Source organism: Helicobacter valdiviensis, from assembly GCF_003245365.1.
Taxonomy (GTDB): Bacteria; Campylobacterota; Campylobacteria; order Campylobacterales; family Helicobacteraceae; genus Helicobacter_D; species Helicobacter_D valdiviensis.
In genome coordinates, this window is record NZ_NBIU01000010.1 from 24,929 (window position 1) to 48,004 (window position 23,076).

General features: G+C 31.7%; 24 protein-coding genes. 15 read left to right on the forward strand and 9 right to left on the reverse strand.

Annotation, left to right across the window (positions count from 1 at the left end):
* Window positions 1-241: 241 nt before the first annotated feature.
* The gene (locus B6S12_RS04815) at window positions 242-2,428 is read right to left on the reverse strand and encodes an NADP-dependent isocitrate dehydrogenase (protein WP_111229677.1); all 2,187 of its coding nucleotides are present in this window, start codon (window positions 2,426-2,428) and stop codon (window positions 242-244) included.
* A gap of 167 nt (window positions 2,429-2,595) precedes the next feature.
* Between B6S12_RS04815 and B6S12_RS04820 the strand changes: the two genes are divergently transcribed.
* The gene (locus B6S12_RS04820; RefSeq protein WP_111229678.1) at window positions 2,596-3,315 is read left to right on the forward strand and encodes an MBL fold metallo-hydrolase; all 720 of its coding nucleotides are present in this window, start codon (window positions 2,596-2,598) and stop codon (window positions 3,313-3,315) included.
* Here the strand turns inward: B6S12_RS04820 and B6S12_RS04825 are convergent.
* The 7 genes from B6S12_RS04825 to B6S12_RS04855 are packed head-to-tail and all read right to left on the reverse strand — an operon-like array spanning window position 3,312 to window position 9,843.
* Window positions 3,312-4,505, reverse strand: coding sequence for a type II secretion system F family protein (locus B6S12_RS04825; protein WP_111229679.1), 1,194 nt, complete (start codon window positions 4,503-4,505; stop codon window positions 3,312-3,314). The two genes, B6S12_RS04820 and B6S12_RS04825, sit on opposite strands and share 4 nt — an antisense overlap.
* Window positions 4,506-5,915: a GspE/PulE family protein gene (locus B6S12_RS04830; protein ID WP_111229680.1), complete on the reverse strand. Its 1,410-nt coding sequence runs from the start codon at window positions 5,913-5,915 to the stop codon at window positions 4,506-4,508.
* Window positions 5,916-5,924: 9 nt separating this feature from the next.
* Window positions 5,925-6,524 (reverse strand): SH3 domain-containing protein, encoded by a 600-nt coding sequence (locus B6S12_RS04835; protein WP_111229681.1) that lies wholly within the window; start codon window positions 6,522-6,524, stop codon window positions 5,925-5,927.
* Window position 6,525: 1 nt separating this feature from the next.
* Window positions 6,526-7,968 (reverse strand): pilus (MSHA type) biogenesis protein MshL, encoded by a 1,443-nt coding sequence (locus B6S12_RS04840; protein WP_111229682.1) that lies wholly within the window; start codon window positions 7,966-7,968, stop codon window positions 6,526-6,528.
* The gene (locus tag B6S12_RS04845) at window positions 7,968-8,237 is read right to left on the reverse strand and encodes a hypothetical protein (RefSeq protein ID WP_111229683.1); all 270 of its coding nucleotides are present in this window, start codon (window positions 8,235-8,237) and stop codon (window positions 7,968-7,970) included. The genes B6S12_RS04840 and B6S12_RS04845 overlap by 1 nt, the downstream gene beginning before the upstream one ends.
* Entirely contained in the window at window positions 8,234-8,788 is a 555-nt protein-coding gene (locus tag B6S12_RS04850) for a hypothetical protein (protein WP_111229684.1), read from the reverse strand. Before B6S12_RS04850 ends, B6S12_RS04845 begins: the two co-directional genes overlap by 4 nt.
* Window positions 8,785-9,843 (reverse strand): hypothetical protein, encoded by a 1,059-nt coding sequence (locus B6S12_RS04855; RefSeq protein ID WP_111229685.1) that lies wholly within the window; start codon window positions 9,841-9,843, stop codon window positions 8,785-8,787. The genes B6S12_RS04850 and B6S12_RS04855 overlap by 4 nt, the downstream gene beginning before the upstream one ends.
* Before the next feature lie 101 nt (window positions 9,844-9,944).
* Between B6S12_RS04855 and B6S12_RS04860 the strand changes: the two genes are divergently transcribed.
* The 7 genes from B6S12_RS04860 (at window position 9,945) to asnB (ending at window position 16,136) form a co-directional block, all read left to right on the forward strand.
* Window positions 9,945-10,190, forward strand: coding sequence for a prepilin-type N-terminal cleavage/methylation domain-containing protein (locus B6S12_RS04860; protein ID WP_111229686.1), 246 nt, complete (start codon window positions 9,945-9,947; stop codon window positions 10,188-10,190).
* Entirely contained in the window at window positions 10,187-10,975 is a 789-nt protein-coding gene (locus tag B6S12_RS04865) for a hypothetical protein (RefSeq protein WP_111229687.1), read from the forward strand. The genes B6S12_RS04860 and B6S12_RS04865 overlap by 4 nt, the downstream gene beginning before the upstream one ends.
* A complete protein-coding gene (locus B6S12_RS04870; protein WP_111229688.1) occupies window positions 10,965-11,342 on the forward strand; it encodes a hypothetical protein in 378 nt (125 codons plus the stop codon). Before B6S12_RS04865 ends, B6S12_RS04870 begins: the two co-directional genes overlap by 11 nt.
* Window positions 11,343-11,454: 112 nt before the next feature.
* Complete coding sequence (gene rplM, locus B6S12_RS04875) at window positions 11,455-11,868, forward strand: 50S ribosomal protein L13 (RefSeq protein WP_181450958.1); 414 nt, start codon at window positions 11,455-11,457, stop codon at window positions 11,866-11,868.
* A 9-nt stretch (window positions 11,869-11,877) separates the two neighbouring features.
* Entirely contained in the window at window positions 11,878-12,267 is a 390-nt protein-coding gene (gene rpsI / locus B6S12_RS04880; protein ID WP_111229690.1) for a 30S ribosomal protein S9, read from the forward strand.
* Window positions 12,206-14,305, forward strand: a complete 2,100-nt coding sequence (locus B6S12_RS04885; RefSeq protein WP_181450956.1) for an STT3 domain-containing protein — start codon at window positions 12,206-12,208, stop codon at window positions 14,303-14,305. Before rpsI ends, B6S12_RS04885 begins: the two co-directional genes overlap by 62 nt.
* 1 nt (window position 14,306) lies before the next feature.
* Complete coding sequence (gene asnB, locus B6S12_RS04890; protein ID WP_111229692.1) at window positions 14,307-16,136, forward strand: asparagine synthase (glutamine-hydrolyzing); 1,830 nt, start codon at window positions 14,307-14,309, stop codon at window positions 16,134-16,136.
* Here the strand turns inward: asnB and B6S12_RS04895 are convergent.
* Entirely contained in the window at window positions 16,129-16,728 is a 600-nt protein-coding gene (locus tag B6S12_RS04895; protein WP_111229693.1) for a DedA family protein, read from the reverse strand. The genes asnB and B6S12_RS04895 overlap by 8 nt on opposite strands.
* A 91-nt stretch (window positions 16,729-16,819) precedes the next feature.
* Between B6S12_RS04895 and B6S12_RS04900 the strand changes: the two genes are divergently transcribed.
* From B6S12_RS04900 to B6S12_RS04930, 7 genes are all read left to right on the forward strand, one after another.
* Complete coding sequence (locus tag B6S12_RS04900; RefSeq protein WP_111229694.1) at window positions 16,820-17,593, forward strand: OmpA/MotB family protein; 774 nt, start codon at window positions 16,820-16,822, stop codon at window positions 17,591-17,593.
* Window positions 17,594-17,617: 24 nt separating this feature from the next.
* Window positions 17,618-18,238: a carbonic anhydrase gene (locus tag B6S12_RS04905; protein ID WP_245892531.1), complete on the forward strand. Its 621-nt coding sequence runs from the start codon at window positions 17,618-17,620 to the stop codon at window positions 18,236-18,238.
* 3 nt (window positions 18,239-18,241) lie between these two features.
* A complete protein-coding gene (gene kdsA, locus B6S12_RS04910; RefSeq protein ID WP_111229696.1) occupies window positions 18,242-19,042 on the forward strand; it encodes a 3-deoxy-8-phosphooctulonate synthase in 801 nt (266 codons plus the stop codon).
* Window positions 19,043-19,045: 3 nt separating this feature from the next.
* Window positions 19,046-19,516: a 6,7-dimethyl-8-ribityllumazine synthase gene (ribH, locus tag B6S12_RS04915; protein WP_111229697.1), complete on the forward strand. Its 471-nt coding sequence runs from the start codon at window positions 19,046-19,048 to the stop codon at window positions 19,514-19,516.
* The gene (nusB, locus tag B6S12_RS04920; protein ID WP_111229698.1) at window positions 19,517-19,939 is read left to right on the forward strand and encodes a transcription antitermination factor NusB; all 423 of its coding nucleotides are present in this window, start codon (window positions 19,517-19,519) and stop codon (window positions 19,937-19,939) included.
* 765 nt (window positions 19,940-20,704) lie between these two features.
* Window positions 20,705-21,760: a quinone-dependent dihydroorotate dehydrogenase gene (locus tag B6S12_RS04925; protein WP_111229699.1), complete on the forward strand. Its 1,056-nt coding sequence runs from the start codon at window positions 20,705-20,707 to the stop codon at window positions 21,758-21,760.
* A 41-nt stretch (window positions 21,761-21,801) separates the two neighbouring features.
* Window positions 21,802-23,073 (forward strand): M16 family metallopeptidase, encoded by a 1,272-nt coding sequence (locus tag B6S12_RS04930; RefSeq protein WP_111229713.1) that lies wholly within the window; start codon window positions 21,802-21,804, stop codon window positions 23,071-23,073.
* The last annotated feature ends 3 nt before the right edge of the window (window positions 23,074-23,076 follow it).

Below are 23,076 nucleotides of genomic sequence, written 5' to 3' on the forward strand. Positions count from 1 at the left end.
TAAAGCTTAAAGCTCCAATATTTTGCAATTTCATAGAAAAATAGATAATACTTTGACTTTCTTTAAGTTTAAAATGGATTTTATTTTAAAGCAAAGCAACTTTTTAGGAAGTTTTATACTAAAGTTTATAGGGGCTATTGCTATTAACTAGACTTTACCAGCTTTGAAACACATACAAAAAGCATAACTCTATCATATTTTTAAAAAATCAAAAAAGAAGCAAAAAGAGAAAGGGCAAAAATTAATTGCCCCTAGAAATTCTTTCTATAATTGCATTAAAAGTAGCACTAGGACGCATAATTTTATCACATTTAGCATCATCTAGCTTATAATATCCACCTAAATCTACCTTGCTTCCTTGTACATTTAAATATTCTTTATGGATTTTTTCTTCATTTTGCTTGAACTCTTCAAAAATACTCACAAAAAATTCTTGTGTGGCTTTTTCCTCATTTTGCTTACTTAATGCCTCTGCAAAATACATTGCTAAATAAAAATGGCTTGTTCTATTATCATCTTCACCTACTTTGCGTGAAGGTGCTTTATTATTTTCTAGCCATTTTCCTATTGCAATATCTAAAGCATTTGCTAAAACTTTAGCTTTGTTGTGTTTGTTTTTTTGTGCAAAAAATTCCAAACTTGCTTGAAGCGCTAAAAACTCACCCAAACTATCCCAACGCAAATGGTTTTCTTCCACCAACTGCTCTACTTGCTTAGGAGCTGAACCTCCTGCACCTGTTTCAAACATCGCCCCACCCTTTAGCATAGGCACAATAGAGAGCATTTTTGCACTTGTTCCAAGCTCTAAAATAGGAAAAAGATCTGTCAAATAATCTCTTAATACATTTCCACTAATTGAAATCGCATCTTTTCCAGCACGGATTAGCTCCAAACTTCTCAAACACGCCTCTTTTGGAGGTAAAATAGCAATTTTTTTACCTAGCTCTTGCAGTCTTTTCTCCACAAAATCTATCATAATTTTATTGCTAGGGCGTTTAGAATCTAGCCAAAAAATCGCCTCACTTCCTGTAATATCTGCCCTTTGTATCCCTAAATCAATCCAATTCAACACCGCATCATATTTAGCTTCATTTGCTCTATAAATATCTCCTTTTTGCACCTTGTGTTCTAACAATACTTGATTGTTTGCATCTACAATTCTAAAAATTCCATCTTCTTTTGCCATAAAGGTTTTATCATGAGAACCATATTCTTGTGCTTTTTTAGCCATTAAGCCCACATTAGACACGCTTCCTAATTTTGTTGGATCTAATGTGCCAAATTTGCGTAAATCCTCAATCACAGCCTCATAAATGGTTGCATAAGTTTTATCAGGAATTAGTGCATTGGTATCTTTTTCTTTTCCATCTTTATCCCATAATCTTGCACCATTTTTAAGCATTGCAGGCATAGAAGCATCTACAATCACATCACTTGGCACATGTAAATTTGTGATACCTTTATCAGAATTTACCATAGATAAAGGCGCACTTGTTGCTAAAATTTCATTATATTTTTTTAAGATTGCTTCTTTTTTAGGGGAATTTTCTATCTTTGCTAAAAGCTCGCTCACACCATTGTTTGGATTAATAGCTAAAGCTTCAAATTCTTCCTTAAATGTATCAAATAATTCACTAAAATAAGCCTTAATAGCATATCCAAAAATCACAGGATCACTCACTTTCATCATTGTAGCTTTTAAATGCAATGAAAGCAATAAATCCTCTTTTTTACAAACTTCAATTTGCTCTTTATAAAAAGAACTAAGCGCATTTACACTCATAAAAGTTGCGTCTAAAATCTCATTTTTTTCTAATTTTAGCCCCTTTTTTAGCACCTCTACACCTTTGCTACCTACAAATTCAATCCTAGCTTCGGTATCTTCTTTTATTAATACTGCTTTTTCATTAGAGAAAAAATCCCCCTCTTTCATATAGGAAACTTTGCTTTTGCAAGTATCCAAAAAAGGCACAACACGATAAGGGTTTTTCTTTGCATATTCTTTAACTGCTTTTGTGCAACGCCTATCAGAATTTCCCGCCCTTAAAACTGGATTTACTGCAGAACCTAATACTTTTTGGTATTTCTCTTTAATTTCTTGTTCTTCTTGTGTGCTTGGATTGTCTGGAAAATCTGGCAATACATATCCCTTTTCTTGAAGCTCTTTAATAGTTGCTTTTAACTGCGGAATAGATGCTGAAATATTAGGAGTTTTGATTAAATTTGCATCTTCTTTTTGCACCAATTCTCCTAAATAACTTAATTCATCTTTGGCATCAGTAAATTGTGCTAAAACTCTAGCCGATAAAGAAATATCAGAAGTTTCTATGCTAATTCCTGCTTGATTTAAAAAAGCTTTTGCAATAGGCAAAAAGGAATAAGTCGCAAGTGCGGGTGATTCATCTGTAAGAGTGTAGGTAATTTTCATAATTTCTTCCTTAAGATTTTAGATATAATTTCAAAGAGTATAACAAAGAAAAGCACATTTTTAAATAATTTTAGACAAGAATCTTTTTACTTTTATATAAAAGTAACAACAGTAAAATATTAACAAGAGACTTTATGCTAAGATTTTAAAAAATAAAAGGCAAAATAATGAAAATTTATGAAAATGAATATTTTTATATCCTAAGAGAGCCTTTTGGCGAATACCAAACAAACTGCTATTTAGCTTGTAATAAAGAGGATGAAACCTCTCTTATTATTGATCCGGGAATTAATGCAACAGAATGGGTTTTATCAAATGCCAAAAATCCTTTATGTATTTTAAACACACACGGGCATTTTGATCATGTATGGAGCAATCAAGAATTAAAAGAAAAACTAAAGATTCCTTTGCTTTGTCCCTATGAAGATGCTTTTATGCTTGTTAATGACTGCTTTAGCACAGGACTTCCTAGTTCAACCCCTGATATTTTAGTGGGAGCAAAAGAAAAAGAAGAAATTAACACAAAAACTTCACAATCTCATAATATTAATCGCCAAAATACCTTTAATTTTGGTGCATTTAATGTTAAATTTAGCACATATCCAGGACACACTCCTGGTTGTAGTATTATTACCCTAAGCCATCAAAAAAACCCCGAGGAAGAAATCATTTTTAGTGGGGATTTTATTTTTTTAAACTGCATAGGCAGGAGTGATTTTCCTTACTCCTCTCATCAAGTAATGCTTGAAAGTTTGCAAAGCTTTTTAGAAAATATTCAAAAATGCAAAGATACTCCTATCTTCCCAGGACATGGAGAAAAAACAAGCACCAAAAGCGAAATAGAAAGCATAGAATACTTCATAAAAAGATTAAGCAAAATTGCCTAAAAGCTCTTAAGTTGCATAGGCAATTCCCAAAGTGGCAAGAAAATCCCAAGCCCAAGCCACAACACCAAAACCCCTAAAAACAAAATAGCAAGAGGCTCTAAACTTGCAATTACTAGACTTGTCTTATCCTCTAAAATCTCTCCATAAAGCTCATTAATGATACTAAGCGCACTTAATAAGCCCTCGCCATCTTTAATGGATTGCATAAGCGATTCTCCTTGCAAATTTAAAACCTTTGATTTTTTAAATGCTAAAGAAAGTGAAACCCCTTTTTCTATCTCCAAATACACTAACTTTAAACGCCTTTTTAATTCTTTGTTTAAAATCGCTCCACTGGCACATTCTAGACGCTTTTTTATAGGAACTTCGCTCTTGCTTAAATAAAAAAACAATACAAAAAAAGTATGAATTTGAGAATAATAAATCATTTCTCCTAAAAAAGGAATTTTAAGCAAATAACAATCTATCAAATTTGCAAATTTTTCTAGCTTCTTATATGCACTTGTGATTAAAAAAATACCTCCACCAACCAAAGCCAAGCTTAATAAGCCATAATCTAGCACTAAAGCTTTAATAAATAAAAGACTAAGTGTGGCAAAAGGCAAATTTGCCCCCAAATCTATAAAAAGATTTTCAAATTGAGGCAACACAAAAAGCACAATCCCTAAAAATACAAAAATCATAACAACCACAACAAAAAGAGGATAAAAAAGTGCCCTAAAGAGTGCTTTCTTATTTTTATTTTGCATTTTTAAAGACAAAATAGCATAGTTTAACATCTCCTCTATTTTTCCATTTTGCTCCCCCACTTCCATAAGCGCACAAATAAATGCTTCAAAACCTACCTCCCTAAAAGCATTGGATAAATTTTTACCACCCTTTAATTGATAAAGAATTTGTAAAAATCTTTGCTGTAATTTTTTATTATTTGTATGCTCTATAATGCTTTGCAAAGAAGCTTCAAGAGGGATTTTTGCCCTAAGAGATAAGCTTAATTGATAAAATGCGTTTAAAATATCTTTATAAGAGGGATTTTTACTTAAAAATAAAGTAGATGTTTTTGGAACAATCTTTAAAAGAGTAAAATGATTTACTAAAAGCCAGTCTTCAATTTCTTCTTTATTTTTCGCTCTTTTTAAAATGCGAAATTTTTTGCCATTATACTTATAAAATACTTCAAATTTTTGCATTCACTTTACTACCCTATACACTTCTTTAAGTGAAGTTATGCCACTTTTAGCTTTATCCAATGCCTTTTGCAAAAGAGTATAAGAACCCTCTTTTTGTAAAATTTCTAGCAATTTATCTTTTGTAATCTTTCCATCAATAAAACTTTTTAAATTGCTATCCATTATTAAAATTTCTGCAACCACAATTCTATCTTTAAAGCCTGTAAAGTTACACCGCATACAACCTTTAGCACTATAAAATTCACCTTCTTTGTTTTTACACATAGGACATAATCTTCTTAAAAGCCTTTGAGCAATCACTCCGCTTAATGCCTCTTTTAAAAAATAAGGCTCTACCCCCATATCTATAAGTCTTGGAATTGTTTCTAGTGCATCATTTGTGTGTAAAGTAGAAAATACCAAATGCCCTGTAAATGCAGCCCTCAAAGCTACTTTTAGTGTTTCTTTATCGCGGATTTCTCCCACCATAATCACATCAGGATCTTGGCGTAAAATACTTTTTAACACAGAAGCAAAACTCATTTCTTTATGAATGGCAACTTGTGTAATATTTTCTAGGCGGTATTCTACGGGATCTTCAAGGCTAATGATTTTTAAATTTTTATGCTGGATTTGTTTTAAAATTGCATGCAAAGTTGTGCTTTTGCCACTCCCAGTTGGGCCACTGACAAGCACAAATCCATAAGGCAAATTTGCTAATTTTAAAATTTCTTGTAGCTCCTTTTCTAAAAATCCAAGCTCTTTTAAGGGAAGTGCTACACTTGTGGGATCTAACACTCTTAATACCACAGATTCGCCCTCCACTAAAGGAAGCGTAGAAATCCTAAAATCATAGCTTACAACCTCTCCTTTGATATTTTTTAGCCCATAAGAAAATCTCCCATCTTGAGGCAAAGAAACTTCAGCGATGTTCAAATTAGAAAAAAGCTTTAAACAAAGCACCAAAGAAGCATTCAAATAACTTGGCAAGACCAATCTATCCACTAAAACAGAATCTAATCTAAACCTAATCTTGCATTCTTTTATAGTTTGCTCAATATGAATATCACTTGCTCCTTTATAAATTGCATCTTGCAAAATATTTTCAAGCAACAAAACAATCTTAGAATCCTCGCTATCAATTCCTTGTTTTGGTATTTCATTTAAAAGATGGGCGATGTTTTGCTCTATCTGCAAAAAACGCAATACTTCTTGAAAGTTTTCTTTAGAAATTTTGCAAAAATGGATTTTATAAGAACTTAAGATTTTAGGTAGAATTTTTGCACTCTCTTCTTTAAACTCCAACAAAGCAATGCGTAAAACTTCTTCTTTAAAATCTATACAAATTGCCCCAAAATGTTGCATTTGCTCTAAATTTAAAAGACTAGCAACTTTTAAATCCACACTACAAAACTCTATTTCTTCTACCATCTTTTATCCCTAAATTTTCTCTTTAAAACTCTTTAGTAAATTTTGTAAATTTGTGTTGTATTCATAGTTTAAAACTGCTTGCAAAAGCCTTTTAGCACCCTCTTTGTCTCCTTCTTCGTAGAGAGTTTTAGCATAAATCTCATAACTTCTAAAATCTAGCGGATCTTTTAAATTTTGCTTATAAGCTAGGATTTTGGCTAACTTATAATCTTTTGTTTCCAAAGCCCTACTAGCTTTTTTAAACCAATCTAGCTCTTTTGGATAGCTTCTTAGCACAATTTTAGCTTTTTGCACTTGCTTATCCTCTTTTACAGGCATAAGCGAAAGATATTCAAAATACACATACCCTTTTGATGTTTTTAAAAAATCATTTTCCATACCCTCATATTTACAAATTTCTGTATTTTTAGGTAATTTTGCAAGAATTGGAGAATCCAAATGCGGAGCTTGTCTTAAATGAAGATTTTGCACACTCACATAATAACATGGCTTTGCGATTTTTAGCGGAGCTTTAAAGACCTCTTTAGAGGGTTGCTCCATCTTTACAAATAAAGGTAAAACCATAAACAAAACACCGCACCCCAGCAAACAAACAGCAATCTTTAACATTTTAATCCTTTAGCATTTCATAACCTAATGATTTTAATGTAGGTGGTTTTTTATGGATAATTTTAGGCTCTATAATAAAAATAATTTCTTCTTTGCTCTCTAAAGTTTGAGAATAAGAAAAAACATAAGAAAGCAAAGGCAAATCTCCAAGCAATGGAATTTTACTCTCCTTTTTGCTTGAAGTATTTGAAATTAATCCCCCTAAAATTATCTTTTCTTTATCTTGAACCCTAATTATAGAAGAAAGCTGATTTGTCGTAAGATTTGGCGGAGTTTCAAATGCAAGAGCAGGAAGATTTATTCTATTCTCTTTGGTCTTAGTAATAGAAGGATTGATTTTTAAAATCACTTCATTACCAAAAATTAAAGGTGTAATGTCTAGTAAAACTCCTGCAAAAATACTTGGATATTCACTATCTTTATTGGTTAGCGTAGTCTGTGCGTTCGTATTTTGATAAATCGTGCTTTTTTTATAACGCAAAATATCTCCTACACTAATCATTGCAGGTTGGTTATTAAGGGTTAAAATTTTAGGATTTGAGATAGACTTTACCTCTCCATAGGTTTTTAGATATTTTACTATCTCATTCAAGCTTAATCCTTGATGGACAATATTTAGCCCATAAGTCCTACTAGCTTTAGTGCCTCCTATGATATTAATCCCACTACTATTTCCTAAATTCCCCTCTCCCCCTAAGTTAGAATTTTCACTTGCTCCTAAAATGTTAATATTTTGCAATCCATAAAGCCCCTCCCAATTAATCCCAGTAGTGTTTGTATTGCTATGCAAAACACTTAAAATTTTCACATCAATCATCACTTGTGCTTGAAGCCTTTTATGTAAAGTATCCATATAAGTCTTAGCAAGTTTTAGCTGTTTTTGATCCCCCTTTATGCTAATAAGCCCTGCTCCTTTGTTGATAACAATTCCTACATCTTCTCCTAAAAGCTCTTCTAGCTCTTGCTTAATATTCTCCCAAAAATTAAACCCATCATAGCTTACAATATCCACACCAGATTTACTAAATCCTTGCGTTCCTCCCTCAAAGGATTGCTCTTTAGTATCTTTATTGATAAGCACTGAAGTGCTAGAGCTACCTTCTCTATTTGTTCCAAGATAATTGATTTTAAAAGTTTGGGTTTGCAAAATGCTAAGATTTAACTTTTTGTTCGCATAAGAATAATGTAAATTTGCCACTTCAAAGAGCAATTCAAAAATATCATCCAAACCCCCTTTTTTGATATTAATAATGGGCAACTTTCTACTTAATCTCTCCCCAATCTCTTCGTCATCATAAACCACACTAAAAGAACATTCCTTAGCAAGATGAGCTAAAACCTCTTGAATGCTAACTTGTGCTTCTTCCAAATACAAATCAAAAGATCTATTCTCACATGCAAAAATTAATCCTAAAAAACTAAAAAATAGCCAAATCACTTTCATTATTTGCCTTTAAAACTATCCTCAAAACATAATGTTTTAGATTTACTCTCTTTTTGTAATTGCACGCAAGGATAAACAATCAAAACTATTTTGTAATCTAAAATTTCTTCCTCTTTTTTTAGCCAACTCCCATTAATTTTTACGCTTTCTCCCAAGATTGCCTCTAGTTTAAGATTGGCTTGTGAAAATTCTTTAAAATAAAGAAAATTATCTACAATCTTTGCCTCTAGAAGCCCTACTGCTAGAACATAAAATACTACAAGCCTCATTTTTCTTCCTTTAAATCCAATAAAGTCATATAAAATGTAAGCACTGACGCACTTGGATAAACACTAAGTGAGTGAATTTGTGTAAAATTAAAATCTCTATCAATCTCTTCTATAAAACTAAAAAGCTCTTCAAATGCCAAATCCCCACTAAGCACAATTTTCCTCCCTTCAAAAGAAAAAGCAATTTGCGAAAGCTTTCTATTGTTTAATTCAAAAAGTAAAACATTTAAAGAAGAATAGCCATTTTTGTAAGTTTGTATTTGCTCATCTTGATCCTTTATTTTTTCTTTTATTTCTTGTAAATTAGTTTTTAATTTTGCATAATCTAATTCTTCGCCAAACTCTAGCTTCCCTTGCAACTCTTGCACTCTTGCATTTAAGCTTTGATAATTATTTAATGTCTTTTCATAACTTTGCCTAACCTTTGGATAAATGATAAAAAAACTCAAATAAGCACTCACAACCAACACCAAAAATGCTAAAAGAACAAGCTCTCTTTTAGTGCGTTCTTGTAAAAAATCTTCCAAAATTGTAAATTTTACTTTTTTCATTTAGCTTCCAATTGCAAAGAGTAATAAGGATTTAAATCGCTAAAACTTAACACTTTGACATATTTTTCAATTTGCGGAAATAAGGAATAAAAATCCCCTCCAAAAAGCAATAAATAAAATTGTCCATCCTCATAAAAAAGATATACAATCTTTAGATTATTTTGCAAAAGAAGAGTATTTATCTCGGCAAAAATGGGAAGAAAATATTTTTTCTGCGGATTAATTAAAGAAAGATAATTTTTATTTTGCAAATAAATCTTCTCTAGATTTTGCAATTCTTCTTTAGCTCTTAGTAACTCCTTTTCTTCTTTGCTCTTTTTCTCATTTTTTAATTTTAATTGCAAATTTAATTCTTCTAAATTTTGTCTTATTTTTTGATTTTTATCCTCTAAAGTCATTCCTAAAAACCACAAATACAAAGGATAAATCAAAAATAATAAAAAACTGATACAAAAGATTGACAAATACCTAAAAGATAGATTTTTAAAAAGATTTATTGTGTCTTTTTTGGGGATAAAATTTGGCACATTTTTCTTCTCTAATTCTTCTTTTTTAAAACAATTTTCTATTAAAGTAATTTCTTTTTGTAACTCTTTTTTAAACTCCAAAATTTTCTCATTTTCTTCTATATTGCATGAAAAATAATAGAGTTTAAAATCTTTATTTTGCATTTTTATAAAATCACAAATCTCTTCTTGTTTTAAAAGCTCATAAAAAATAATTTTTGCATTTTCTATCCACACAAATGCCAAATCTTTTAAATCTTGCAAAATAAAACCACAAAGCCCCTCTTTAGCATACAAAGCTTGTAGCACAAAAATAGGACTTGTAAGAAAACTACTTTTTTGATTAAAGTTTTTAAGCTTATCTTTGTTTATTAATATGCAATGGTATTTTTGATTTACATAACAATAAGACAAAAAATATTCACATTCTCTATCTAATCCCAAAATAAGACAAATTTTTTCTTCAAGCAAGTCTTGCAAATTTTCTTGTTTTACCTCTAATTCTAAAGAATAAAATACAATTTCACTCAGTGGAAAATAGCTTACCAAATCCTAAAACCTTTCTTGCATTTGTGCTTTTTTAAGATATACTATCCTAATAAACTTAAATATGATTTATTTTAAATAAACTCATTTTGCAAGGAATGTGAATGTCTCGTTTTAAAAAAGCCTTTAGTCTATTAGAATTATTATTAGCTCTTGTATTGCTCGGTATTGTATTGGCTAACTTTTTGCAAAATTCCTATTTTAAGGAATACAAAAATACACAAGAGCTTGCAATTCCCCATTTTAAGCTTTTGGAAAATGTTTCTTTATGTAACAGTTTAGGGAAAGATTGTATTTATCTTTCTTCTTTTTCCACACCTCTACCCCCTCTTGTTTTAGAGTTACAATGAAAGCCTTTAGCCTCTTAGAAGCATTGATTGTTCTCTTTATTTTTGGGCTTTTTATAGGAATTTTTAGCACAAGCTTTTTAGAAATACAAAAATTTAAAAACTTAGAGGATGAAAACTATTTTTTAACCTTGCAAACCAAAACTTCTCTGCAAATTTTCAAAAACCATTTACGATTAGGTTTGGCAAATAGTATCCAATCTATGCAAAATTCTTTAGAATTTTTAATCCCACTTAATGATTTTGCCCTTGTTGATGGTTACTCCTATCCTTGTTTTAGTGGCTTTTTAGAATCTGTAAATTTAAAAAATCAAGCATTAGAAGCAAAAATCTTAGCATTCCCACAAACTGTAGGACACAATACTTGTAACAGTATTTTTAAAAGAGCAGATTATGCCCTTTTTACTTACGAAAACCAAAACTCTCAAAGTTTTTACAAACAAACCTTTAGAGCTAAAATTTTAGATTTAGATTCTAGGCATATTTCTTTAAATCTACCCATTTTTATAAAAGATGCTCTAAAAAATAATGAAAAAATTAAAATTTCGCCAAAAATCTATCTTCTTGGCAAAAACTCACAAACAAAAATCTTCCTAAAAGATAACCAACTGCTCTTAAAAACCCACCAAAACATAGAAATTCTAGCCCCAAATATTCTAAGTTTTAATATTAAAACTCACAAATTAGGTTTTATCATCACACTTTGTAGCACAAACAACTCTACAAAAGACAAAACATTATGCCTAAGCGATCTTTTGCTTTTTGAGGAATTTTCCTATGTCCTTTAAAAAGGCTCTTGTGTTATTGCCTGTGCTTGTTCTTTTAATCATTGGAGGTGCTTTATTGCTTCTCTCTTTTAAAACAAAATCTCACAACAATCATTTAATCTCTTTGCACCAACAACAAATTTGGTTAAACTTGCATACAAAAAGCTTCCTTGAACTTATAAAAGACAATCTAAAGCTTAAAAAAATCACTTTTAACAATCACAAAGGAGAGTTTGAATACCAATTTAGCTCTTTTGGTTATAAAGCTATAATTTTTGAACTTCCAAATCCTTATGGTGTGGATTTATTTTTTATAGAAATTTTTGCTACTTTACACTATAATTCACAAGATTTTAGCAACAATTTGCACTTTTTTATTTCCTTGTAAAAACCATAAAAAAAGCTTAAATTAAGCTATATTTAATGATTATTGGTTATAATTCTAGCTCCATTTTTTAGAAATTTAAGCAAATTTAATTAGGAAAGGTAAAATTATGAATATTACCAAAATGGCAAAAGCCACTGAAATCAAACGCGACTGGGTTGTTCTTGATGCAGAAGGCAAGACTTTTGGTCGTCTTATCACAGAAATCGCAACTCTTCTAAGAGGTAAGCACAAGCCAAACTACACACCCAATGTAGATTGTGGAGATTTTGTAATTGTAATCAATGCTCCTAAAGCAAAATTTAGCGGTATGAAGCTTGAAGACAAAGAGTATTTTACGCATTCAGGTTACTTTGGTAGCACAAAATCAAAAACTCTTAAAGAAATGTTAGAAAAGCATCCAGAAAAGCTTTATAAATTAGCAGTTCGCGGTATGCTTCCTAAAACAAAACTTGGTAGAGCTATGATTAAAAAGCTAAAAGTTTATTGTGATGCAAACCATCCTCACACCGCACAAGTAACAAAGTAAGGAAACAAAATGGCAAAAATTTATGCAACCGGAAAAAGAAAAACAGCTATCGCAAAAGTATGGCTAACTCCTGGAACTGGAAAGCTAAGCATTAATGACACAAATTTAAACAGTTGGTTAGGCGGACATGAAGCTATTAAAATGAAAGTAATGCAACCCCTTCTACTTACCAAACAAGAAAAGAGTGTAGATATTGTAGCAGTTACAATGGGTAGTGGCTATTCTGCACAAGCAGAAGCATTAAGACATGGTATTTCTAAAGCTCTTGTAGCTTACGATACAAACTTTAGAAGCATTTTAAAGCCAAAAGGCTTACTTACTAGAGATTCAAGAGTTGTTGAGCGTAAAAAATACGGAAAACGCAAAGCAAGAAGAAGCCCACAATTCTCAAAGAGATAATTTCTCTTTCTCCTTTTTGGGAGATTTTGGACTTTTTAAGAATTTGCAAAAATTACTTTCTTTTTCTGACAAATCCTTTTACCAACACTTTCTTCTTATTTGTCTTCTTATTTTTTTTCATATTTTTTTTCATATTTTAGATTATCAAGAATTTTTACAAGATTCTAGAAATTTTTTTGAAAATAGCCTGATTTTAACCTCTTATGATTCATATTTTTACGCAAAAGGCACAAAAGAATTTTTAGAATCTTTTAATTTTAATATTCCTCTCCTTTCCTTATTTGCGGGAATTTTTGCAAAGTTTTTTGGACTATCTTTTACACTTAGTTTTTTAAGCATTATTGCTTCTTGTAGTTTTGGGATTATTATTTATATTTGGTGCTTTGTGATTTTAAAAATCCATTCTAATCTCTCTTTGCTATCTTCAAAAATCCTAGCATTCTTAGGATCCTTTTTAGCTCTTACTTCGCCCCATTTTTACCAACGCGTAGGTGCAGGATACTTTGATACAGATATGCTTATCCTTTCCTTACCTTTGCTCAGTCTTTTGTTTTTATATTTACATCTCTTAAGAGAAAATTTTAAATTTCTTGTGTTTTTTGCACTTTTTGGACTACTAGCTACACTTTGGCATAATGGTATCCAAAACATTCTTTTTTTGTCTTTTTTGCTTTATTTGTGTGTTTCTTTTTTCTTATTTTTTAAAAAATCTTATTCTTTCTTTCAGATTTTACAAATTTCTTCCCTATTTTTAATTGTTTTAACTCCTTCTTATTTTGGCTTTCTTATGCTTTTTGTTTTACTTCTTCTTCAAAAAAGCAACCACAAAAACCTTATTCTCTTAAGCTTTTTAATTGCTCTTATCTTTAGTTTTTATTTTGGACTTTTTAATCCCATTTTTTCACAAATTAAGGCTTATTTTTTTTCACAAACACAATATTCTAAGCACTATATTTATGCTTCTGTTGTTTTTAGTATTTTAGAAACAACTCCTACTAATCTTATAAATCTTATTGTGCGTTCTAATGGTTTATTAGGCTTTATTTTGGGAATGTTTGGATTTTTACTCTTAGGAGCTTATTTTTTTAGTAAGAAATCTTTTTATCCTTTTTTGCTTTTGCTCCCCTTTTGTCTTTTAGGTTTTGCCTCTTTAAAGCTTGGCGTGCGTTTTAGTATGTTTTTAGCCCCTATTTTATCTTTAGGATTTGTTGTTTCCTGTGCCTTTTTAGAAAGATTTTTTAAAAGCACTACCCTCCCACTTAGTGCCATTTTCTTTGTTCTAATTGTGTCTAATCTCTCCTATACTCTTCCAAAACCCATCTTAGACAATGCCACGCTTTCAAGCTTTAAAGCATTGGATAAAGACTTAAAAGAAGGGGATATTTTATTTTCTTGGTGGGATTATGGCTATGCACTCTCCTATTTTACTAAAGGAACTTTGCTTTTAGATGGTGGAAGACACTCTGGAAATATCAACTATCCTCTCTCACTAATCTTGCTTAGCCCATCAAGCAATCTAGCCAAAAATCTCTCTTTAGCTCTAGCTAGCAAAATGGAAAATCTTCCAAAATCTCAATGGAACTTTCTTTATGAAAATTTATTACAAGACTACAAAGCAAATCCCAACTCTTTTAAAGAAATCCTAAACCAAAAGGAAGCTTTATTAATCCCCAAAAAAGATGTCTATTGGATTTTACCTACACAAATGCTTGCTTTAACTAAAAATATTGATTCTTTTTCCTCGCTTAATATCATCAATGGCAAAAAACATAAAGATAAATTCTTTTTATTGCAAACAGATTCTAAAAATCTCCCCACTACCCACAAAACTTATTCTATTTATGAGAATTTTTATACCCTGCAAACACAAACAGGACTAAATCTAAATAAAATCCATTGGCAAAATTTTACTCTTTTGTTAGACAATGATTATTTTTATAGTAATATCATCTCATGGATAATTTTCAAAGAAAATAAAACTATGGAACTTATAAAAGATGAACCCAATCTTTTAATCTACAAAGTCAAAAAGGAATAAAATGTGTGGCATTGCAGGCAGTATTAATTTAAACAAAATTTCTCTTGAAACAATCTATCCCCTTATGGCACACCGTGGGCCTAATGATAGCGGTTGCTTTTATGAGGAAAGCAAAGGGGGGTTAATCTCTTTTTTCCATGCAAGGCTTTCTATTCAAGATTTAAGCCCAAGCGGACACCAACCTATGCAAAAAGATCACGCTATCATTGTTTTTAATGGAGAAATCTATAATCACAAAGAGCTAAGAAAAGAACTGGCGGACAATTTTATAAGCAGTAGCGACACAGAAACCCTTTTAGCACTCTATTTAAAATACGGAATGAACTTTTTAGAAAAACTAGATGGAATGTTTGCTTTTGCTATTTATGATAGACAAAAACAAAAAATCTTCTTTGCACGCGATAGAATGGGAAAAAAGCCTCTTTTTTTCTATCAAGATAAAGATTCTTTAGCCTTTGGTAGTGAGCTAAACACACTTTTATGCTTTAAACAACCACAAATAGATTATGAAAGTTTAAAATTCTTTCTACAAAGCGGATTTTTCTTCCATGATGGCACCCCTTATCTTAACTGCCATTCCTTGCCTAATGGAACTTATGGAGAATATGATTTATCTTCGCATCACTTTAGCATAAAGCCTTATTTCAATCTTTTAGATTATTATCTAAAACCAAAAATTACCGATGAAAAAGAGGCTCTTAAACTTTGTGAAGAAATTTTAATACGCAGTTTGCAAAACCGCATAGAATCTTCAGATTTAGAAGTAGGAGCATTCTTAAGTGGCGGGATTGATAGCTCTTTAATTGTTGCACTAGCTTCTAAAATTAAACCAAATTTACGCACCTTTACTATCTCATTTAGCGGAAGTTATGATGAATCCCATCTTGCAGAAATTACAGCCAAAACCTTTCACACAAACCACACCACACTAAAAATCACCCCCCACCTTAAAAACGACATACATAAAATCTTACAAAACTATGGACGCCCTTTTGCAGATAGCTCTGCAATCCCAAGCTTTTATGTTGCCAAAGAAGCCAAAAAGCATTTAAGTGTTATTTTAAATGGAGATGGAGCTGATGAGCTTTTTGGTGGATATAGACGCTATGTGGGACATTTATTAGTTTCAAAAATCAAGCCTTTTGGCTTCTTATCCAATATCCTCCCTTCTCCCAAAGAAAAAAAGTCGCTCTATAATTATTTTTACCGCCTTTTGCAAATGGCAAAAACTTACCAAAATGATTTTTTATCCTACTATCTTCATGCCACAACAGATATTTTTTGCGGATATTTTAATTTTGAAAATGCCTATAACAAAGAATTTCAAAAAGAATTAGAAGAGGTTTTTAACTCGCCTCTCTCTAAGCTCTCACAAATGCTTTATTTAGATTCTAAAAATTTATTGCTTAGTGATTTATTGCCTAAAATGGATATTGCTACCATGGCAAATTCTTTAGAAGGGCGTTCTCCCTTTTTATCTAAAGAAATGATAGAATTTGCACCACGCTTAAGTGATACACTTAAAATAAAAGGCAAAACCACAAAATATCTTTTAAGGCAACTTGCACAAATCCACCTAGATAAAGAAATAATAAATGCTCCAAAAAGAGGTTTTGAAGTTCCTTTAAAAGATTGGGTAAATCACGATTTAAAAGACATTATTTTAGAACGCTTAAACAATAGTAAAATTGCATACGATTTTCTTAGCAAAGAGGAAATCCATAATCTTTGCTTTAATACACAAAAATATGGTGAAGAAAAAAGAGCAAAGATGTTATGGAGTCTCTACACGCTAGAAGAATGGTATGATTACTACCTAAAAGCTAAATAGCTCTTCTTTTTTGCCACCAAACATAAAAAGCTACTAAAAGCGTAATGCAAACTAATAGCCCAAGCGTAATTAAATGCAAATACTCTTTGATTAACTCTTCATTTTGCCCCAGAAAATATCCAAGAAATGCCAAAATAACTACCCAAATTCCAGCCCCCAAACTCGTATAAAAACAAAAAAGTGCCAAATTCATTTTTGCAATTCCAGCAGGCAAAGAAATATATTGTCTAATAACAGGTATTAAACGCCCACTAAATGTAGAAATATGTCCGTGCTTTTTAAAAAAGCTTTCCATTTTTTGCATCGTTTCTTCTTTAAAAAAGAAATATCTTCCATAGCGAATTAAAAATGCCCTTCCTAAAAAAAGTGCTAAAAAATAATTTAGCAATGCCCCCACAAGAGAGCCAAGCACACCACTTACAATAGCCAAAAACAAGTTCATCTCGCCTTTATGTGCTAAATATCCAGCAGGTATCATCACCACTTCACTAGGAAAAGGGATAAAACTACTCTCTAAAAACATCATAAAAAAAATACCAAAATAACCAAGATCGCCTACTAAATTCACAATAAAATCAATAATGCTACTCAAAAATTTTCCTTCAAAATTATTGAATTTTAAATTTTATTATAACCAATTAAAAGCTATAATAAGAAATAAATTTTCTAAGAAAGGGATAAAAATGGCAGAAAAAAAATGTCCGCCTTGTGATTGTCCAAATGGTGTTCCTCTTTGGCTTGGAACCTATGGAGATATGGTTACTTTAATTCTTACATTTTTTATCCTTTTGCTTTCAATGGCTAGCTTTGATAAAGAAAGAATAGCACAAGCTATCGGCTCTCTAGAAGGCTCTCTATCAGTTTTAGAAAAAGGCTCTATGACACAAATTAATCCCCCCTCCATTGTAAAAGCAACCCCCATTGAAACCGACATTGAAATGGATAATGTTGTAAATATTTTTGCAAGTTTAATTACTGATTATAATGAGGTTAATCGTCTTGCAAAGGGTCCTGCTGTAGAATTAGAAGAGTCTGAAAAAGGAGTAATTATCCGCATTCCTGATGCTTTATTGTTTGAAAATGGAAGTGCTGTGCTTACACAAAATAGTGGAATCTCTTTCTTAAAACGCTTAAGTGTTGAACTCAATAAACTTCCAAAAGAAGTTTTAATAAAAGCTATCGGACATACTGATGATACACCTATGAGACAAGGCGCACAATTTAAAGACAATTTAGAGCTTTCTATTGCAAGAGGGATTAATGTTGCTGATTTTTTAAAAGCAGAAGGGGTTGCAAAAGAGAGAATTAGTGGAGGAGGCGAGGGAGAATTTTCCCCTGTTGTAAGCAATCAAATCCCAAATTTAAAAGCCAAAAATCGTCGCGTAGAACTCTATCTTTATAGCATAGGGCAAGATGTTTCTGAAAAATTAGGAAATATTACAAATTTAAAACCATAAAGGAAATCTGTGGCACAACATTCTATTGATATGTTATTTGAAGGTGCGGTTAAATTCAAAGAAGAAGATTTTGAAAATTACAAAACTCTTTTTGAAAACCTAAAAGAAGGGCAAAATCCACACACGCTTTTTGTGGGCTGTGCAGATTCTCGTGTCGTTCCAAACCTCATTACAAATACGCTTCCAGGGGAACTTTTTGTAGTAAGAAATATCGCAAATATCGTCCCCCCCTATCGCAAAGCTGATGAATACCTAGCCACCACTTCTGCTATTGAATATGCACTTTTAGAGTTGCAAGTTGAAAACATTATCATTTGCGGACATTCTCATTGTGGGGGTTGCTCTGCCCTTTATGAAGAAGAGCATTTTACCAAAATGCCAAATGTCAGCAATTGGCTTAAACTGCTAGACAAAGTAAAAGAACAAGTTCTAGCTCTAAAGCCCAAAACCAAAACTATGCGTTCCTACCTTACAGAACAACTCAATATTGAACAACAAATTGCAAACTTATTTACCTATCCACAAGTTAAAGAAAAATACCTAGCACGCACACTCAATATTTATGGTTGGCACTATATTATTGAAAGTGGAGAAGTGTATAGTTATGATTTTAAAAAACATGAATTTAATTTAATTAAAGGATAAATAATGATTATAATAGCAGGACCTTGCGTTATTGAAAATGATGAAATTTTAGAAGAAATTGCAGAAGCATTAAAACCTATTAGCCAAAATAAAGAAGTGGATTTTTATTTTAAAGCAAGTTTTGATAAAGCAAACCGCACAAGTTTAGAATCTTATCGCGGACCAGGTTTAGAAAAAGGCTTAGAGAGCCTAGCAAAAATCAAGCAAAAATTTGGCTACAAACTCCTAACTGACATCCATGAAACCACACAGGTTCAGGAAGTAGCCAAGGTTGTAGATGTTTTGCAAATTCCTGCTTTTCTTTGTCGCCAAACCGATTTGATTGTAGAAGCTGCAAAAAGCTCTTGCAAGCTCAATATCAAAAAAGGACAATTTATGAATCCTCTTGATATGCAATATTCTGTTTTAAAAGCCATAAAAACAAGAGGTGGAGAGGAAGCTACTTTTAAACAATCTTTAGAATATGGAATTTACCTAAGTGAGCGTGGAAGCACCTTTGGCTATGGAAATTTAGTGGTAGATATGCGTTCTCTTGCAATTATGAGGGAATTTGCACCTGTTATTTTTGATGCCACACATGCGGTGCAAATGCCAGGAGGTGCAAAAGGCAAAAGTGGAGGAGATGCGAGATTTGCCCCTCTTTTAGCTAGGGCTGCAAGTGCGGTAGGGATTGATGGACTTTTTAGCGAAGTGCATACAAATCCTAAAAACGCTCTAAGCGATGGACCTAATATGCTAACTCCTAGCGAGCTAAAAACCTTACTTTCACAGATTTTAGAAATCAATCACATCATTAAAGGATAAAAGATGCAAATTATAGAAGGACATTTATCATTACTAGGCGATGAGAAAATTGCTATTATTTCAAGCCGTTTTAACCACCTCATCACAGACCGTTTAGTTGAGGGTGCTAGAGATTGCTTTTTGCGTCATGGGGGCGAGGAGGAAAATCTCTCTCATATTTTAGTGCCAGGAGCATTTGAAATCCCCTTTGTTTTAGAAAAAGTTTTAGCACAAGGAGATTATGATGGGGTTTGTTGTTTAGGGGCAGTGATTAGAGGTTCTACTCCCCACTTTGATTATGTAAGCGCAGAAGCTACTAAAGGGATTGCAAATGTTACAATCCGCTATGGTGCAGCAGTAACTTTTGGTGTTTTAACAACTGATAGCATTGAACAAGCTATTGAGCGTGCAGGAACCAAAGCAGGAAATAAAGGTTTTGAAGCGATGAGTGGGCTTATTGAGCTTGTTAATCTTTACCGCAAGATTGGAGCATAAATGGCAACAAGAACTCAAGCTAGAGGAGCAGTAGTCCAGCTTTTATATGCTTATGGAAGCGGAAATGAAGAAATAGGAAAATTTTTTGATGAGATTTTAGAAGAACAAAAAATCAAAAATGCCCAAAAAGAGTTTGCTAGAGGGCTTTTTTTAGGCGTTCTTGAAAATTTGTCCATGCTAGATTTAAGAATAGCCCACCAACTAAAAAGTTGGGATTTTGCAAAAATTGGCGATATGGAAAGAGCAATTTTACGCCTTGGGGCCTATGAGATTGTATGTGCTAAGCAAGATAGAGCTATTGTTATTAACGAAGCTATAGAAATTGCCAAAAATTTTGGCACAGAAAATTCTAAAAAATTCATCAACGGTGTTTTAGATGGGATTGCCAAAAACCTCCATATTCCTTTAGAGGATATAAAATAGCTTTTCCATTTAAACTCTTATTTAAGCAAAATTTTCAATATAAAAACCACATAAACAATATCTTTTAACAAAAAAAATAAAATCAAGAGACTAAAAACTAAAAACTTTTCTTTTGGTTTTTATCTCTTGCAATATTCTTTACAAGCTTCCACAAAATACCTCCTCTTGAACTTTTAAAAGCTTCTATAAATTCTAGATAACTTTATCTTTTTTGGTATTTTGCTATTATAATTGTGATTAATTGCAATAGACTTCCTAGTAACTCCCTTAATCTTTAACAATCTCCCAAAAAACTTTTCATTAAATGTTTTATTTAATTCTTCCATTGCTTTTAAATATCTCTTCAATGATTTTTATTTAAATTCATTAAAAATTTATAGTCCATCTTAAATAAGACTAATGATTGTCGCCAAATCCATACAAGAAAGATACTGATAGCCAAGATTATTCTTTTTGAAAATTATAAAATTTTTGTTAAGTTTTCAAACTATTAATACTCCTATAAAATTTATGATAAACCATAAAAAATCTATCATTTAGCATGTTACCAATTTTTATGCAAAGTATTATCAAAATCAAATTCACGCACATTTTAGAAAGCATTGCAAGCCACCTATTTAAATACAGCTTCTCTTCTTGTATAAAAAATTAAATCTATCCAATCACTTTAAGTTTTTTATTTAAGAACAAAAATCCAAAAAGCTTTATGCTACATTAAATAAAAAATGCTACAATTTAAGCAATTGTTATGCAAAAGAGGTATGAATGTCTTATTACAAATCTATACGCCCCTATATTTTTAAATTAGATTGCGAAAAAGCTCACACATTAGCCAATATAATGTGCCAAATTGCTGACTTTTTTCCTCCTATTTTGTCCTACTTATCTAAAAAAACAGAGGTAGAAAACAAAACATTGACACAAAACATTGATGGAATGCAATTTCACAACCCTATTGGACTTGCAGCTGGATTTGACAAAAATGCCACGATGATAAGACCACTTTGTGCATTAGGTTTTTCACATTTAGAGCTTGGTGCAGTTACTCCACAACCACAAAGCGGAAATCCAAAACCTAGAGTATGGAGACATATTCAAGAAGAAAGCATTCAAAATGCTATGGGGTTTAATAATGAAGGCTCTTTAACAATCTCCAAAAGAGTGCAAAAACTCTATCCTTTTGCCATTCCTTTAGGAATTAACATTGGCAAAAACAAAACCACCCCTGAAGCAGACGCTTTAAACGACTATTTAAAACTTGCAAAAGATTTTGCAAATCTTAGCAACTATTTAAGTATCAATATCTCCTCTCCAAATACTCCTAATTTAAGAGCTTTACAAAATAAAAGCTTTGTAAAAGAACTTATTGTAGAGCTCTGCAAGGTTTATCAAAAACCCATCTATTTAAAACTTGCTCCTGATTTACCTATGCAAGATATTTTAGAATTAACCGATGAAGCAATTAATAATGGGGCTAAAGGAATTATTGCCACAAACACAACACTAGATTATTCGCTTGTGCCAAATCCTAAAGAAATAGGTGGATTAAGTGGAGCAGTTTTAAAACAAAAAAGTTTAGAAATTACAAAAGAATTAGGTAAAATACTAAAAAACAAAGCAACTTTAATTAGTGTAGGCGGTATTTTCAATGCCAAAGATGCGTATGAGCGGATTTTATATGGAGCTTCCTTGGTGCAAATTTATACCGCTTTTATTTATGAAGGTCCTTTTGTAGTTCAAACAATTAATCAAGAGTTGCTAAGTTTATTACAACAAGATGGCTTTGATAATATAGCTTTAGCAGTAGGTGCAAAATTATGAGAAAAATTTTTAGTTTATTGATATTTTTTGTAGGAGTTTTAATGGCACAAGAGACATCTTTTCAATCATCTTTGCCAAAACATTATAAAAATGTTTTACAAAATGGCTTAGAAGTGATTATTATCCCCCTTAAAAATAAAAGCAATGTAATCACTACAGATATTTTTTATAAAGTAGGGAGTCGCAACGAAACTATGGGAAAAAGTGGAATAGCCCATATGCTAGAACATTTAAATTTTAAATCTAGTAAAAACCTAAAAGCAGGAGAATTTGATAAAATCGTTAAAGGCTTTGGAGGCTCTACAAATGCTTCTACGGGTTTTGATTATACACATTATTATATTAAATCAAGCACGCAAAATCTAGGAAAATCTTTAGAGCTCTTTTCTGAACTTATGCAAAATCTTAGTTTAAAAGATGAGGAATTCCAACCTGAACGCAATGTAGTTGCTGAAGAAAGATTATGGAGAACAGACAATAATCCTATGGGGTATTTATATTTTAGGCTCTTTAACACTGCGTATGTATATCACCCTTATCATTGGACACCTATTGGCTTCATGGATGATATTAGAAATTGGAAAATTGAAGAAATCAAAGAATTTCATAAAACCTACTACCAACCTAAAAATGCTATCATTGTAATTGCTGGAGATGTAGATGAAAAAGAGGCTTTAAAAGAAGTAAAAAAACATTTTGAAAAAATCAAAAACACTCAAGATTTAATTCCACAGGTTTATGCAAAAGAACCCAAACAAGATGGATTAAGACGCAGTGCTATCCATAAAAGCACAGAAGTAGAAATCTTGGCTCTAGGCTTTAAAATCCCACCCTTTAACCACAAAGATCAAATTGCCCTTAGTGCATTAGGAGAAATTTTAAGTGGCGGAAGAAGTGCTAAGCTTGTTAGTGAGCTTGTAGATAAAAAACGCCTTGCAGCCGAAGTTTATGCTTATAATATGGATTTAATTGATGAGGGCATGTTTATGTTTATGGCTTTAGCGAATTCTGGAGTTAGTCTTGCAAAACTAGAAAAAGAATTGTTAGCCCAAATTGATAAAATCCAACAAGGCAAAATCACACAAAAAGAGCTGGATAAAGTAAAGTTAAATATGAAAGCAAGTTTTCTAAATGAGCTTGAAAGCTCCAGCAGTGTAGCCAATCTTTTTGGAAGTTATGCTGCAAGGGGAGATTTAGAAGTCTTGCTAAATTTTGAAAAGAACTTTGAAGCTTTGAAATTAGAAGATATTACTAGAGTTGCTAAAGAATATTTTAATTTACAACAAGCCTCTATTTTAACTTTGCAAAAGTGAGGA